This window comes from Nonomuraea sp. NPDC049750, assembly GCF_040659625.1.
Lineage (GTDB): Bacteria > Actinomycetota > Actinomycetes > Streptosporangiales > Streptosporangiaceae > Nonomuraea.
This window is the reverse complement of the sequence record NZ_JBFANB010000006.1, coordinates 220,842-236,042: the sequence shown is the minus strand read 5'-3', so window position 1 is coordinate 236,042 and position 15,201 is coordinate 220,842. Positions and strand designations below refer to the sequence as shown.

The 15,201-nt window shown below is 72.0% G+C and carries 12 protein-coding genes; 6 read left to right on the top strand and 6 right to left on the bottom strand.

All coding sequences use genetic code 11. The annotated features are described in order from the left end of the window. Positions 1 to 25 precede the first annotated feature (25 nt). The 5 genes from AB0J16_RS19130 to AB0J16_RS19110 form a co-directional block, all read right to left on the bottom strand. Entirely contained in the window at positions 26 to 910 is an 885-nt protein-coding gene (locus tag AB0J16_RS19130) for an IclR family transcriptional regulator (protein ID WP_358540817.1), read from the bottom strand. A gap of 140 nt (positions 911 to 1,050) precedes the next feature. Next, a complete protein-coding gene (locus AB0J16_RS19125; RefSeq protein ID WP_358540815.1) occupies positions 1,051 to 1,533 on the bottom strand; it encodes an Lrp/AsnC family transcriptional regulator in 483 nt (160 codons plus the stop codon). A 23-nt stretch (positions 1,534 to 1,556) separates the two neighbouring features. Further along, on the bottom strand, positions 1,557 to 2,150 hold the full coding sequence (locus AB0J16_RS19120; protein ID WP_358540813.1) for an ATP/GTP-binding protein: 594 nt from the start codon (positions 2,148 to 2,150) through the stop codon (positions 1,557 to 1,559). 284 nt (positions 2,151 to 2,434) lie between these two features. Further along, positions 2,435 to 3,271: a terpene synthase family protein gene (locus tag AB0J16_RS19115; RefSeq protein WP_358540810.1), complete on the bottom strand. Its 837-nt coding sequence runs from the start codon at positions 3,269 to 3,271 to the stop codon at positions 2,435 to 2,437. Positions 3,272 to 3,554: 283 nt separating this feature from the next. Next, complete coding sequence (locus tag AB0J16_RS19110) at positions 3,555 to 6,731, bottom strand: CHAT domain-containing tetratricopeptide repeat protein (RefSeq protein WP_358540808.1); 3,177 nt, start codon at positions 6,729 to 6,731, stop codon at positions 3,555 to 3,557. Between the two features lie 115 nt (positions 6,732 to 6,846). Between AB0J16_RS19110 and AB0J16_RS19105 the strand changes: the two genes are divergently transcribed. From AB0J16_RS19105 to AB0J16_RS19095, 3 genes are all read left to right on the top strand, one after another. Continuing rightward, the gene (locus AB0J16_RS19105; protein WP_358540806.1) at positions 6,847 to 8,205 is read left to right on the top strand and encodes a S8/S53 family peptidase; all 1,359 of its coding nucleotides are present in this window, start codon (positions 6,847 to 6,849) and stop codon (positions 8,203 to 8,205) included. 75 nt (positions 8,206 to 8,280) lie between these two features. Continuing rightward, on the top strand, positions 8,281 to 8,862 hold the full coding sequence (locus AB0J16_RS19100; protein ID WP_358540804.1) for a sigma-70 family RNA polymerase sigma factor: 582 nt from the start codon (positions 8,281 to 8,283) through the stop codon (positions 8,860 to 8,862). A gap of 5 nt (positions 8,863 to 8,867) precedes the next feature. Beyond that, a complete protein-coding gene (locus tag AB0J16_RS19095; RefSeq protein WP_358540801.1) occupies positions 8,868 to 9,371 on the top strand; it encodes a hypothetical protein in 504 nt (167 codons plus the stop codon). A 217-nt stretch (positions 9,372 to 9,588) separates the two neighbouring features. On the opposite strand, the gene AB0J16_RS19090 is transcribed toward AB0J16_RS19095, so the two are convergent. Continuing rightward, the gene (locus tag AB0J16_RS19090) at positions 9,589 to 12,639 is read right to left on the bottom strand and encodes an AAA family ATPase (RefSeq protein ID WP_358540799.1); all 3,051 of its coding nucleotides are present in this window, start codon (positions 12,637 to 12,639) and stop codon (positions 9,589 to 9,591) included. Between the two features lie 264 nt (positions 12,640 to 12,903). Between AB0J16_RS19090 and AB0J16_RS19085 the strand changes: the two genes are divergently transcribed. The 3 genes from AB0J16_RS19085 to AB0J16_RS19075 all read left to right on the top strand — a co-directional run bounded on the left by AB0J16_RS19085 (position 12,904) and on the right by AB0J16_RS19075 (position 15,192). Next, positions 12,904 to 13,872 (top strand): helix-turn-helix domain-containing protein, encoded by a 969-nt coding sequence (locus AB0J16_RS19085; protein WP_358540797.1) that lies wholly within the window; start codon positions 12,904 to 12,906, stop codon positions 13,870 to 13,872. A gap of 112 nt (positions 13,873 to 13,984) precedes the next feature. Beyond that, positions 13,985 to 14,377: a VOC family protein gene (locus tag AB0J16_RS19080; protein ID WP_358540795.1), complete on the top strand. Its 393-nt coding sequence runs from the start codon at positions 13,985 to 13,987 to the stop codon at positions 14,375 to 14,377. A gap of 11 nt (positions 14,378 to 14,388) precedes the next feature. Beyond that, the gene (locus tag AB0J16_RS19075; protein WP_358540793.1) at positions 14,389 to 15,192 is read left to right on the top strand and encodes an alpha/beta hydrolase; all 804 of its coding nucleotides are present in this window, start codon (positions 14,389 to 14,391) and stop codon (positions 15,190 to 15,192) included. The last annotated feature ends 9 nt before the right edge of the window (positions 15,193 to 15,201 follow it).

Sequence of the window (15,201 nt, the reverse complement as noted above, 5' to 3'; positions counted from 1 at the left end):
CGGTCTGGGCGGGCGTGTCAACACGTCACCGGCTCAGGTCGCGGGTGATGGCGCGGGCGGCGTCGCGGACGTAGGAGACGATCGTGATGCTCGGCTCGCCGCCTTCGGCCAGCCGCTCGACCGCGCCTCTGACGCCGATGGCACCGACGGTGACGCCGCGCGCGTCCCGGATGGGAGCGGCTATGGAGACCTCGCCCTCGACCAGCTCCTCCACGTCGCAGGCCCATCCACGGCCGCGCACCAGCTCCAGCTCCTTGGCCAGGTCGTCGGCGCGGGTGAGGGTCCTGGGCGTGAAGGCGGCCAACCCCTCGACGACGGGCTCGCCGCCTGCCGCCGCGCCGGGCGCTGTGGCTGACGACGTGCCAAGCGTTGTGCCGGGCGGCGCTGTGGTGGACGCCGTAGCGGGCGATGCCTCCGGTTCTGGGGCCGACGGCGCGTGGAATGCCGCGTCCGCGTCGCCGTACGGGTCGTACGCCAGGAGGACCTTGCCCAGCGCGGTCGCGTGCGCGGGCAGCAGCGTGCCGACCTGCAGGACCTGCATGCTGTCGTCGGGCCTGAACACATGGTGGACCACCAGGACGCCGCCCTCGTGCGCGGTGCCGATCCACACGCTCTCCCTGCTGCGCCCGGCCAGCGCGTCGGCCCAGTTGAGCGAGCGGGTGCGCAGCACGTTGACGTCGAGGTAGCTGCTGCCCAGGTGCAGCAGCGTGCCGCCGAGCCGGTAACGGCCCGTTGCTTCGTCCTGCTCGACGAAGCCGACATGGACGAGCGTGCGCAGGATGCCGTGCAGAGTGCCTTTGGGCAGGCCCATCGCGCGGGCCAGCTCGGCCACGCCCAGCTCGCGCGGGCCGGAGGCGAGCAGCCTCAGAATGCCGGCGGCCCGTTCGACGGACTGGATGGTCTCTCCCACGCCCCACACCGTAGCGCAGTTCGGTAATGCCGAACAGATCTCGCCACGCTACGGCGGTGGCCCGTCGCCGGACAGGGCGAGCACATCCGGGGCGGGGCCGTCGTCAGGCAGGGGGAGCTGGAGTCGGCGCCGGCCCGTCGTCAGGCAGAGGGAGCGGGCGTCGGCCCATCGGCGCCGTCGCCCGCCACTTCGGGCGGCCGGTGCTCGTAGGGGGTGCTCAGCACGACGGTGGTGCGCGTGGAGACGTTCGCCGACGCGCGGATGTGCTGCAACAGCTCCTCCAGCGCCAGCGGCGTGGCGACGCGCACCTTGAGGATGTAGCTCTCGTCGCCCGCCACGCTGTGGCACGCCTCGATCTCGGCCAGGTGGGCCAGCCGCTCGGGCGCGTCGTCGGGGGCGGCGGGGTCGATCGGCTTGATGGACACGAACGCGGTCATCGGCAGCCCGATCGCGTCATAGTCGATGATCGCGGCATAGCCGCGCACGACTCCGCGCTTCTCCAGCCGGCGCACCCGCTGGTGCACCGCCGAGACCGAGAGCCCGGTCTCCCTGGCCAGATCGGTGAAGCTCATCCGGCCGTCCCTGGCGAGCAGCGTGACGATCTGGCGGTCGATCTCCTCCATCGGTCAAAGGTAGCCGGTGATGGTCACGACATGGTCCCGACCGGGGTGGCTCCCTGGCGCATGGCGTGCTCGACCAGCGTGATGAGCACTTCCCGGCCGGAGTCCTTCCTGCGGGCGTCGCAGAGCACGATGGGGATCTCCGGTTCGAGGCCGAGCGCCGACCGCACCTCGCCGACCGTAAAGGGTCGCGCGCCGTCGAAGCAGTTGAGCGCCACCACGAACGGCTGCCCGCGCCGCTCGAAGTAGTCGATGGCCGGGAAGGAGTCGGCCAGCCGGCGCGTGTCGGCCAGCACCACCGCCCCGAGCGCGCCCATCGCCAGTTCGTCCCAGACGAACCAGAAGCGTTCCTGGCCGGGCGTGCCGAACAGGTACAGCATGTAGTCGTCGCGGATCGTGATCCGGCCGAAGTCCATCGCCACGGTGGTGGTCGGCTTGGCCTCGACGCCCGACAGGTCGTCGATGTCCACGCCGATATGCGTGAGCGCTTCTTCCGTACGCAGGGGACGGGTCTCGGAGACCGCGCCCACCATGGTGGTCTTGCCCACGCCGAACCCGCCCGCGATCAGAATCTTGATCGCGGTCGGCAACCGCCATCGATCAGAGCGACCGAAGTCCATCCAGCACCGCCTGTACATCCCTCCGCGGCCGTGCCGCGCATGCACAAATCCGCCCTGAGGAGCCGTGGTCAGTGGAACCTGTCAAGGCGCAGAGAAAAGGTCGAGCCACGTGCCTGGCATCGAGACACCCTAGCAACGCCACATATTCCACTCAAGCCACAATCATCCTCAGGAATCAATATGTCACGGTTTGTCGTGTCTAGACCAGTTATTCGCACCCCGTTCACCCAAGGGTAAAGGCCCCTGTCATGGGAGGTTGCGGGACCGTAACGGCTTCAGAGGGCCTAGCCGGAAATACTGTACAAACCGGCGTTGAATCCGATCTGTCGCCGCAGGTAGGCGGCCGTGCGCGGACTGCGTTCGCGTACCGGCTTGAGCAATTCCAGCGCCTCGCGCGCCAGCTCCCCCATCGCGTCCGTGACCTCGGTACGGCTGACGCCGAGCATCAGCACGTTCAGGCCGCCCCAGCTGACGTCCTTGCGATAGGAGGCGAGGTCGCCCAGCAGGTGCAGATAGCGCTGCACGTGCGCGCTGACGGCCCGCAGTTCCTCCAGATGACGCCTGGCCCACTCGTCGCCGGCGTAGATCCAGTGCGACAGGTCCACGAAGCAGGACCCCCGGCTGTCGGCGTTGTCCAGGTAGCGGGCGAAGGTGGGGACGGCCCGGGTGTCGCGCCACACCCACGCCCTGGCCATCGCGTCGAACATGCCGGCCAGCTGGTCGCGCCAGAGCGGGTGCAGGTCCTCGAAGTCCTTGACCGTCGCCAGCTCGTCGCGCAGGTCGGCCAGGAAGCGGGTGACCGCGGCCCGTGGCGCCGCGCCGTCGGCCACGGCCAGACAGTCGCGAATCAGGGCCTCCACCTGGGACCGCGTCGTCGTCGTGTGGTCCACCAGGCGGTCGACGGCTGACACCCAGAGCGACGTCCGGTTGACGATCTTGAGCGCTTCGGACGTGGCCCAGGGGGCGCTGAAGGCGCCGGTCAGCGCCAGCGCGGTGTAGAAGTCGGCGTCGAAGGCCGCCCGTGGGAACAGCCCACCGTACATCTGGGCGCAACGACGTAGATCCCGGCCGCACTCCGCGGCGAGCGCGCACGCCATGCCCAGCTCGTACGCTTCGTTCAACTCGTCGTCCGGCATCCTAGAGCCGCTCGATCGGCATGCGGATCATGGGCGACGACCCCCCAAACCGGCATTTCTGCCGCTACTGGCGAATTTTCACATGATCACCCACATTTGATCAAGGCAGGGACACGGCCGCATCACCCCCCACAGTCACCGCGCACTGTCACCCCCATGTCATCCACCGTGTTCAGCATCCACCGTTCGGGCCGCTCTGTCAGCCATCCTTTCCGCCACTTGTGGGCCCGCTCCTCGGTCCCCCTCGACCCGTCCCTCAGTCCGGGCCTCAACCCGCCCCGATCGCGATGAACGAGACGTCGTCGCCGCGGGCCTCGCTGAGCGCCTCCGCCAGGCCGAGCCCGCGCCGTAGACCGTCGTGCAGAGCCACCATGACGGGCACGGCCGCCGCGTCGTTCACCGGGACGACACTCGCGACGATGCCGGCCGTACCGAGGTGGAGCAGCGCGGTGGCCGGCCCGAGCACCTCGTCGGCCCCCACCGCGGCCACCTGCCCGGAGTCGCAGCTCGACAGCACGAGCCGGTAGGGGGCGCGGCGAAGCCGTTCGAGGTCGGACACGGTGAGGGGGCCGTCGTCCAGCAGCAGCGAGGAGAAGGAGGGGCTGTCGGCCCGGAACGTCCCGTGCGCCGCCAGATGCGCGAGATGACACCCATCGATGGCCCCCAGCACCCCATGAGCCGTCGCCGAACCATCGGCCAGCACAGTGACCGGCCCGGCGGACCCGGTGGAGGAGCCGACGGCGGACACAGTGGCAGACCCGGCGGCCGGTCCGGTGGCTGGGTCAGCGGCTTCGGCGTACAGCTCGGCGATGGAGCGCACCTCGCCGTCGGCGTTCGCCACGCCGGGGCCGCGTACGAGCACCACGCCCCCGTCAGCGGGCGGGACGACCGACCTGGCGCGCAACCAGGCCGCCGCCGACGGCGCCACGCTGAAGGCCCGACGCCGCAACGCGGGCAGCAACCCCCACGGCGCCCCGTGCAACGTCGCCGGCGGCACCACGACCAGCGGCTCACAGGCTCGCGGCCCGGCAGAGGCCGATCCACCACCGGGCCGCCCATGGCCTGACAACCGCGCATGATCTGACGACTGGCCATCTGGCCGTCCCAAGACTGACCGTCTGCCGCCTGACCGCCCAAGGACTGACCGTTCAGTATCAGACCGCCCCAGGACTGACCGTTCGCCATCCGGCCACCCCAGGACCGATGACCGACCATCCGACCGCCCGAGGGCTGACAGTTCGCCGCCGGAGCGTCCGTCGCTCAGGCGGGCCGCTACCGGGCCCAGGAGGGCGCGTTCCAGGCGGTCGCCGAGGCGGGCGAGTTCGCGTGGGTTGGTGCGGCTCTGGTAGGCGAGCCGTCGCAGTCTCGAGCGGGCGAACTCGATCTCCGTGACGGCCGTCGCGGCCGATCCCACCGTGAACCGGCGTACCCGCCCGTCGCCGCACAGCAGCGCGTGCAACACACCGTCTACGATCACCAGCTCGACCAACCGGCCGCCACCGATCGCCGCCAGCAGCTCTCCACCGCCGACCGCCATCAGGAGCCGCCCGCCGCCTGGGGCCGGGCCATCGTCACGGCCGTCAGCGCAACCGTCGTCACGGCCGTCAGCGCGGCCGTCAGCGCGGCCGTCAGCGCGGCCGTCAGCCCGGCCGTCAGCCCGGCCGTCGGCGCCGCGCACGCGCAGGGTCGCGGCGCGTACCCGCGCCTCCAGCCGGTCCCGGTCGCGTTCCAGGGTGGCCGCCGACGAGTCGCCCTCGGACCGTGCCCGGCCGAGCAGGTGGTCGGTCTCGCGCAGCGCGGCGAGCTGGGCGAGCAGCCAGTGGTCGTCGGGCGGCCGTACGGGTGGCACGGCCAGCGAGGTCGCCCGCCATCGTTCGGTCCAGTCGAGCAACCGCCGGGGCCGCCCCGCGCGCAGCCAGTGCCGCTGGGCGAGCGTGACCAGCTCGGCGCCGTGGGCGGTCGCCAGGGCCCGCAGCTCCGGCGAACCGAACGCGAGGCGGTGCTCCTCGATCAGCGCCAGCCCGGCCCGGCAGGCGTGCAGCAGCCGCCGGGGCCGGTCGGCCGCCTCCGCGCGCAGCGCCTCGGCCAGCCAGCCGCCCGCCCTGGCCGTCGCGGAGCCGCGGTGGCGGGCCCGCGCCGCCTGCGTCAGGTGCTGATCGGCCGCCCGCCGTCTGCCGAGCGCCAGCGCCGTACGGCCCGCGAGCAGGTGCGCCTGCCACACCTCCGGCGACCCGAGCTCCGCCAGCTTGACGGCCAGCCGCCGCGCCTCCGCCAACCGTCTCCTCTCCGCCACCCGCCTGGCCTCCGCCAGCGGCCTGGCGGGCACCGCACCACCCACCGCAGGACCAGAAGACACCGCCCGCTCGACTACAGGCCCCGAAGGCACCGCGCCCCCGGCCGCAGGGCCGGAAGGCGTCTCGGCCCCGGCCAAGGCCGTGTCTTCCGCGAGGGCCGCCTGGACCAGGATGAGCCGGGCGTGCGCGGCCCACCAGGCGCGCCGCTGCCCGGCGAACAGGGTGCGCGCCTCCCCCGCCCGCGCGCGGGCCGTACCCGGATCGCCGGACAGCAGCGCCGCCCTGGCGGCCAGGAGCAGCAGTTCGGCCCGCATGGTCGCCTGCCCGCGCAGCCGGGCCAGGTGCCGCAGCGCCGCGTCGGCCTGCGCCAGGGCGTCGCGCGCGAGCCCGGCGGCCAGCAGCACCGCGCACCGGTCGGCGGCCAGGTCGAACATGGGCGTGCCGAGCGCCCGGAAGCCCCGGTCGGCCTCGTCGAGGAGGTCCAGCGCGAGCGGCAGGTCACCCGCGCGGAAGGCGACGACGCCGCGGTTCTGGACGGCGACGACCGAGTCGTGTTCCTGGCTGGTGGTCGCGAACATCCGCTGCGCGACCCGGAAGTCCTCCTCCGCCAGGGCTACCGAGCCGCGCGCGAGCCGGACGTGCCCGCGCAGGGTGAGCGCGCGGGCCGCCCAGACGGTGTCGCCCGCGCCGAGCAGCGCCGGGGCGGCGATCTCGAGGTCGTCGAGCGCCTCACCGTGCCGGCCGAGGATCCAGCGGGCGCCGGCCCGCCGGAACAGTACCCGCGCCCGGGTGGTGCCGTGGGAGAGGGCGGCGGCCGTGTCGAGTGCGGACAGGCCGGGCCTGGTGCGGCCGTGCTGGAGGAGCGCGATGCCGAGCGTGGCCAGTACGTCGGCCTCGCGGTCGGCCGAGCCGGAGCGCCGTGCCAGCCGTACCGCCTGCCGCAGCTCGCGGATCGCCGCGTCGAGGTCGCCGAACTCGCGGCGCAGGATGCCGATCGCCTGACGCGCTATCGAGCTCTCGTACGGCCCGCGGCCGTCGGCGAGCATGGCGGTGGCGGCCGTCATGGCCTGTCGCGGACGCGCGAACACCATGGCCAGCACATCGTGCGGATCATCCGGAATCCGGGAATCCCTCGCCGTTTCCCCAGACACGGAGTCGATGGTAGATGCGGGTCATCCGAGCGTCCACGCGGCACGTGTATCAGGAAGGGGGTGCGCCACTCATACATGGCAGGCCCGCAGTCACCCATCGAGGAGGTCCCGAAAGATGAGCACACCACGCAACGGACGCGACATGCGTTTCTGGGAACAGCTCGAGATCCTCAACGACTCGCTGCCGGCGGGCAGGGTGGCGGTGGCCGGGCCGCAGGGCGCGACCCCGGACTCCGATGTTCTGCCGGAGTTCGCCTATCTCGCCGAGCATGTCCTGGTACGCGCGCCTGACGTGGAACGTGCCATCCAGGGCATTCAGGCGAGTCTCCCGTCGGCGGAGCCGGTCCGCGTGGTCTGGCCGCCGGACCAGGACGCGCGGCGGGTGACGGTACGCCGGCTGTCCATCGGAACGCGGGACGTCTTCCGCGTCCTCGCCGTACTCAGGCAGGCCAAGATCCCCGGCACCCTGGTCCACTTCGTCACGGTCTCGGGCGTCAACCTGTGCCCGGGCGACGAGCCGGTGCCCAGCGGCGAGCCGCTCAAGCCGCCGATCGCGGGCCGCGACAGGGGTGAGAACGCGCACGTCACGGTGATCGACACCGGGCTGGTGCACGACTATCTCGACCACCAGTGGTTGGCGCAGAGTTCCGGCCAGCCGAACATCCCGATGGTCGACGGCGACGTCACCACCCTGGCCGAAGAGGTGGACACCGACGGTTTCATCAAGCCGTACGTCGGCCATGGCACCTTCATCGCGGGCGTGCTGCGCTGCGTGGCGCCCAGTACGGACGTACGCGTCCTCAACGGCTTCCCGTACGGCGGCGCGGTCGAGGAAGACCAGCTGGGCCTGCTCCTGCTGCAGACGCTCGACACCCACGGCTGGCCCGACGTGCTGTCACTGTCGGCGGGCACCAGGACGAACGACGCCCAGGCGCTGCTCGGCCTGACCGACTTCATCGACGAGCTGGCCACGCACCCCGAGACACTGCTGGTGGCCGCGGCCGGCAATGACGGCGACACCGTGCCGTTCTGGCCGGCCGCGTTCGCCGCGGAGGCGGTGAACGCCACCGGCGACGTGATCCTTTCGGTGGGCGCGCTGCGCGAGGACGGGCTCGGCCGGGCGTGCTTCAGCAATCACGGCGACTGGGTGACGGTGTACGCGCCGGGCGAGCGCCTGATCAACGCCTACACCTCGGGCGACTACGAGTACGACTACCCGCACAACACCACCTGCCGCTTCCACCCGGTCGTCCCGCTGTATCCGGGCTGCACCTGCGTCGCGCCGCTGTCGGAGGGGGACGTGGTCAAGTTCAGCGGGATCGCGCAATGGAGCGGCACGTCGTTCGCCACGCCGTTCATCGCCGGGCTCATCGCGGCGCGCATGTCGGAGGCCGGGGTGACGTCGCGGCAGGCGGCCGGGCAGCTCATCGCGGGACAGCTGGCGATACCCGATCTCAGTGGTTTTCTGCGATGACTCAACCACTCCCTGTTCTGGAGCGTCTCACGAAATATCATGCTCCAGGATGTTCCAGGACAGGGAAGGACCGCCGTGGACGAGACCGCAGCCCTCGTCAGAGCAGCCGCGGAAGGGGACTCCGGTGCCTGGAAGGAGCTCTACCAGCGCCACAACGGCCTGGTGTGGGCGGTGGCGCGCGCCTATCTCGTCAACGCGTCCGACGCGCAGGACGTCTGCCAGACGACGTGGTTCCGGCTGGCGGAGAACCTGACCAGGCTCAGGGACCCGGACAAGGTGGGTGCCTGGCTGGCCAGTACGGCCCGGCACGAGGCGCTGCGGGTGATCCGCGCGAGCGGGCGGGCCACGCCGATCAGCGACATGGGGCTGCTGGGGGCGGACATCGACGAGCGCTCCCCCGAGCATTTGATGCTGGAGGCGGAGGAGGCCGTCGCCGAGGCCGAGCGCGCGCTGGTGGTGTGGGCCGCCTTCGAGGAGATGCCGGATCGCTGCCGCCGCCTGCTGCGGCTGCTGATCGCCTCTCCGCGCCCCACCTATCAGGAGATCGCGTCAGGATTGGGCATCGCGGTGGGCAGCATCGGCCCGATCAGGGCCCGCTGCCTCCAGCGGCTCCGCACGCTGGTGGCGGAGCGCGGAGTGACCGGAATACGCAGGTGAGCTGAATGAACGATGAGAGCTTCGACCTGGAAGACCAGCTGGAAGCCGACCTGGAAGCCGACCTGGAAGGCGATCCGGAAGGCGAGCTGGAGGGCGAGCTTCGGGAGATCGCCGAGCTGCTCGACCCCGTGCCTCCCGCGTTGCTGGAGGACGCCATGCAGGCGTTCACGCTGCGGACGCTCGACGCCGAGCTGGCCGCGCTCACCTTCGACTCCTGGGACGAGGAGCCCTCGGCCAGGGTCGTCAGGGGCGCGGGGCAGTCGCGGCTGCTCACGTTCGAGGCGGGCGGGGTGGCGGTGGAGCTGGAGGTCTCCGCGGCCCGCCTGGTGGGGCGGCTGTCGCCGGAGGGGCCCGCGGAGATCGGCCTCCAGCGGCCCGACGAGGTGCTTCTCGTACGCTCCGACGAGCTGGGCCGCTTCACCGCCGACGGTCTGGTCCGCGGCCCGCTCCGCCTTCGCGTCACGCCCGACGGAGGCGCGCCGATCGTCACCTCATGGACGCGCATATAAACGCATATCACCGGATGTACGACGCCGCGCCGGTCCCCTCCTCCGGCGCGGCGTCTTGGCCTCCTCTGGCGTCGCGATCCTCTGGCGTCGCGATCCCCTCAGGCGTCGTGGCCTCCCCAGGCGTCGTGATCCTCTGGCGTCGTGATCCCGTCAAGCGTCGTGATTCCCTCCGGCGTCGTGATTCCCTCCGGCGTCGTGATCCCCTCAGCCCGGGGCATCAGGCGCTCTCCTCCAGGGTGGCCAGCTTGGCGGCGAGCGCGACCCGGGAGCCGATGCCGAGCTTGGTGTAGATCTTGCCCAGGTGATATTCGACGGTCTTGACGCTGATCAGCAGTTCCCGGGCGATCTGCCGGTTGGTCAGGCCGTCGGAGACGAGCCTGGCCGTGCTGTACTCCTGAGGCGTCAGTCCCAGCCGTACGGTGCCCTGCTGTTCCAGGCCGCACGCCTCCAGCTCCTGGGCGCAGCCGGCCACGAGTGGGCGGGCTCCCAGCCGGGTGAAGACGGCCTCGGCGGCTCGCAGGCGGGCGGCGGCCGCCCTGCGCCTTCCGGTACGCCGCAATAACCGGCCCAGGTCCAGCAGGACGCGGGCCTCCTCCAGCGGGCAGCCGGTGCCCTCCAGCAAGCTCAGGGCGGCGGTGAAGCTCTCCTCGGCCTCTGTTGGAACGTTCCTGGCCGCCAAGAGCAGCCCGGAGAGCCGAGCCCGCCGCGCCCGCGCCCGCGCGCCGTCGCCGGGCAGGGTGGCGAGCTCGGCCTCGGCCTCGTCCAAGCGTCCCTCCGCGACCAGGGTCTCGATCAGCTGCGGCCGATGGTCGGGGACGAACGGGTCGTCGGCGCCCGCCGGCGTGGCTCCGGCTCCCGCACCGGCGTCGGCGCCGGCGCCGGCGCCGAGCAGGCCCAGCGCCAGGTCCGCCTGGCTCTCGCCCATCACGTTGCGCTGGCAGCGCGCGATGGCCCTGGCGGCGGTTGCGTGGGCGAGGGCCCGTTCGTGCTCCCCGAGCGCGGCCAGCGGGGCGACGCAGACGACGTGCAGGGTGGGCAGCAGCCAGCGCTGGCCGAGCCCCTCCGCCTCGGCCAGCGCCCGCTCCGCCCTGGTCACCGCGTCCGCCCAGCGCCCCTCACAGTGCTCGGCCACGGCCAGCAACGCGCCGCCGACCAGGCGGTGGTGCGGCAGCCCCACCTCATCCCGCGCCGCGACGGCCCTGACCAGCACGCTGACCGCCGCGCCCGCCTCGCCCTCCCGCAGGAACCCGACGGCCGCCGGGATGCCCTCTGCCGCAGGTCCGCCACCGAGGGCACCCGTGCTCGACACCGGTACGTCGAATGGCTGGCCGGCCGCGCCCAGGGCCGGTACGTCGAACTGGCCGGCCGTGCTCGGGGCCAGGACGCCGTGCGGCCGATGGCTCGTGCTCTCAGCTGGCACGTCATACGGTCGGCCGCTCATGCCCGGAGCCAGCGCGTCGAACGGCCGACCCGTCGTACTGAGAGCCAGCACGTCGTACGGCCGGCCGGTCGTGCTCTGGATCGGCTGTTCGGCCGCCAGGCGGGCCCAGGTCGCCGCGGCGGCGCGATTCCCCCTGACCAGGTGCAGCCAGGCCAGCTGCTCGGCCGTGTCGGCGGCCAAGCGGGGTGAGCGGTTCCGCCACGCGGCGGCGAGCAGGTCGGCGGCCTCGTCGAGCCGGCCGGCGGCCAGTGCGAGCCGGCCCAGGATGTAGCGGCGCACGGGCCGCGGATCGGCGTTGGGCACGGCGGCCAGCTCGGCGGCGCGGACGGCGTCGCCGCCCAGCAGCAGGTGCCTCAGCGCCGCGGTACGCAGCTCGTCGCGCCGGGCCGCGGACTCGCAGAGCCCGGCGGCCAGCTCCAGATGGGTGGCGGCGTCGAGCCAGAGGCCGTGCTGGGCCTCCTTGGCGGCGTACCTGGCCAGCTCCTCGGCAAGTTGCTCGTCCGGTCCACCGGCCGCGGCGGCGCGGTGGCGCAGGGCCGTACCGGTGTGCTCGACGAGCCGGGCGGCGGCCAGGTGCAGACGTGCGCGGGTGCCCGCGCCGAGCGAGCCGTAGACGGTGGCCCCGGCGAGCGGGTCGGGGAAGGCGACGAAGCGTCCTGGGCGCTCGTCGAGCAGCCCGGCGTCGACCGCCTCCTCGAGCGCGGCCAGCGGGTCGCCGACGATCCCGGCCACGGAGGCGACCACGTGCAGGGGATGAGGCTCGCCGAGCACGGCGCAGGCGGCGACGAGCGCGCGCGTCTCGGCACCGCACGCGCGCAGGCGGCGGGTGAACGGCCGGGCGTAGGCGTCGGGAGCGGGCAGCCGGGCGCCCGGGTCGGCCAGCGTCGTCGGCGCGACGGTGGCGAGCAGCTCGCGGGCGTACAGCGGGTTGCCCGAGGTGTGCTCACGCAGCCGCCGGGCGGTGCGCTCGGTCAGCGGGTCCGGGGTCAGCCCGGCCAGGTCGGCGGCGGACAGGCCGTCGAGGACGAGACGGAGCCCGCCCTCCCCGGTCAGCAGCCGCCGCAATCCGTCCGGCAGCCATGCGGCGGCGGTGCCGCGACAGCTGACGACCACGAGGACGCGGCCGGTGCGCAGGCGGCGCAGCAGGTAGCCGAGCGCCCGCAGTGACGCCCTGTCGGCCCACTGGGCGTCGTCCACGAGCACGACTACGGGCCCGTCGGCCTGCAGACGCCCGACCAGCTCGTACAGCGCCTCCCCCACGGACCACAGGTCCCGCGCCGCCGCACTCCTGGTCGCCGCACTCCTGGTCGCCCCACTCCTGGTCGCCGCACCCGCCAAGCCGCTCCGCCTCAGCCTGGCGCTCCTCAGCCCGGTCCCCGGTAGCCCGATCCCCCGCAGTCCGGCCTCCCGTAATCCGCTCTCCCGCAGTCCGGCCTCCCGTAATCCGCTCTCCCGCAGTCCGGCCTTCCCCAGCCCGATCCCCCTCGATCCGGCCCCCCTTGGTCCGGTCTCTGTCGATCCTGTGCTCGCCAGGCCGGTCCCGCCCGGTCCGGACCCACCGGCTCCTGTGCTCGCCGGCCCGGTGCCGTCCAGGACGGACCACGGCTGGTCGGCGAGCTGGCGGACGATCCCGTACCGCAGGTGCCGCTCTGCCTCGTCCCCGCTCGCCGCCAGCACCCGCACGTTCGCCTCTCCACCGAGTACCTGGCGGAGCAGCGCCGTCTTCCCGATACCCTCGGGCCCCTCTATGACCATCCGCCGCACGGCGCCCTTGCTCGCGGCACGCAATTCCCCGCGCACCAGGGCGAGCTCCGTTGCTCTCCCCACGAAAGCTCTCCCCACGAAAGCTCTTCCCGCGAAAGCTCTCCCCACGAATGCTCTCCCGACGAACATCCCCTCTCCCCTCCGTCGCCCCTCGACTTCCCAGAGCACGCGCGGAGACTTCTGATACACCTCTTTTCATCGCAAACCCGCAGCGAAGTGGCGGTAACCGCTTTCCGGTCGCCCGATGTGCGCACCAGTCAGCTTTGTCCGCCGCCGAAAGGCATCATTAGCATTGGCGGGGTTTGGCCGACGGAGAGGGCGGTGGGGATGGCTGTCCTGATTCGTACCCGTGACGTGCCGGCCGCGCGCAGATACGAGGAGTGGCGGAGCATCGTCTGTGACACGCTCGGCCCCCTCGACATGCGGATGGATCCGGACGTGCCGCTGCGCGGCGCGATCGACGCGGGTCAGCTCGGTCCGGTGGGTGTCGGCGTCGTCCAGACCTCGACGCCGCACAGCGTTCACCGGACGCCTGGCATGATCCGCCGCGACAGCCCCGAGCTCTATCGGGTGGTGCTGGCCATGTCGGGCCGGCCGCTTCTGGCGCAGGACGGCCGGGAGGCGCAGCTCCAGCGGGGCGAGTTCGCGATCTACGACTTCGCGCGGCCGTACGAGCTGGCCTATGACTCGGCGGTGCATCTGGCGGTGTTCAGTTTCTCCCGGGACATGCTGGCGCTGCCCGTCGATTCCATCGCGAGGCTCACGGCCGTTCCGATCACCACGGACGGCGGAACGGGTGCCCTCGCCGCACCGCTGCTGCGCAGGGTGGCGCTTGAACTGGAGACCTATCAGCCGGCCAGCGCGGCGCGGCTGTCCACCGTGGTGACGGATTTGGTCACCACGGCCGTCGCCGAACGCGCCGACCAGAACGACACGCTGCCGGTGGAGTCGCGATCACGAACGCTGCTGCTACGCGTCCACACCTTCATCGAACAGCACCTGGGCGAGCCCGACCTCGACCCCGCCACCATCGCGGCCGCGCACCATGTGTCCGTGCGGCAGCTGCACCGGCTGTTCGAGACGCGGGACACCACGGTGGCCGCCTGGATCAGGCATCGGCGGCTTGAGCGGTGCCGCAAGGACCTGGCCGACACCGCCCTCCGGGACACCTCGGTGAGCGTGATCGCGGCCAGATGGGGGCTGCCTGACTCGGCCCACTTCAGCCGCTTGTTCCGGCACACGTACGGGCTGCCGCCCGCCGAGTATCGCCGCACGTGCCTCACACAGGGTGGCTGAAAGCCCTGGCACGGAAAGTCAATCGGACGGCGCCAGGGTGCAAGCGGCGCGGGCTCCTGATCAGCAGACTGAAGTTGTTCGCAAGACGCGGTGCTGAGGAAAGGACCCAGCGATGTCCACCACTCTGTTCGTCAATCTGCCGGTCAAGGACCTGGACCGGTCGAAGACGTTCTTCGGCGAGCTCGGCTTCCCCTTCTTCGGGGCGACCGATGACATGGCGTCCGTGGTGATCAGTGAGCAGACCCAGGTCATGCTCCTGACGGAGCCGACGTTCGCCTCCTACGCCAGGACGGAGGTCGCCGACCCGACCAAGAGCACACAGGTGATCATGGTTCTGGGCCTCGACAACCCCGCGCAGGTCGACGAGATGGTCGACAAGGCGCTGGCGGCGGGTGCGACCGCCGTCGGTGAGCCGCTGAACGTCGCGGGCCGCTACCAGCGGGGCTTCGCCGACCTCGACGGTCACCACTGGGCTGCTCTGTGCCTGGCGACCCCTGAGGGCTGAGGGGCCCTGCCATGAGCCATCCCGTGACCGGCAAGGTCACCTCGGCCGACGGCACGCCGATCGTCTTCGGCCGGTCCGGGACCGGACCGGCCGTCATCCTGGTCCACGGCGCGTTCACCGATCGGACTCACCCCACTCTGCGCGGTGTGGCCGAGGCGCTGGGGTCGTGGTTCACCGTGTTCAACTACGACCGTCGCGGACGTGGCGAAAGCGGCGACACCCAGCCCTATGCCGTCGAGCGTGAGATCGAGGACCTGGCCGCCCTCATCGAGACGGCGGGCGGGCCGGCCATGGTGTTCGGCGGCTCCTCGGGTGCCGCTCTGGCGCTGGCCGCCGCTCCGAAGCTGGCCATCGCGAAACTCGCCGTGTGGGAGCCGCCGTACCACGTCGACGACAGCGCGCCGAGCCTGCCGTACGACTTCGCGTCTCAGCTGGAAGACCTGGTCAAGCGGGGTCGGCGCGCGGAGGCGATCGAGCTGTTCATGGTCGTGGCCGCCGAGGTCCCCGTCGAGGCGGTGGCCGCGATGCGTGTCCAGCCCTCCTGGCCGCGGCTGGAGGAGATCGCCCACACCTTGGCGTACGAGGCCGCCGTCCTGGGGCCGGGGAACGCCCTGCCCGCCGAGGTTCTGGCCTCGATCGCGCAACCGGTGCTCGTACTGACGGGTGGGGACAGCCCTCGGTGGATGGCCGAGGCGGGAAGAGCGGTCGCCGAGACCGTACCCCGTACGGTCCACAGAATCCTCGAGGGCCAGACCCACAACGTGGCCCCTGAGTCTCTCGCCCCGGAACTGCTGGAATTCTTCACCATCGCCTGAAAAGTGACG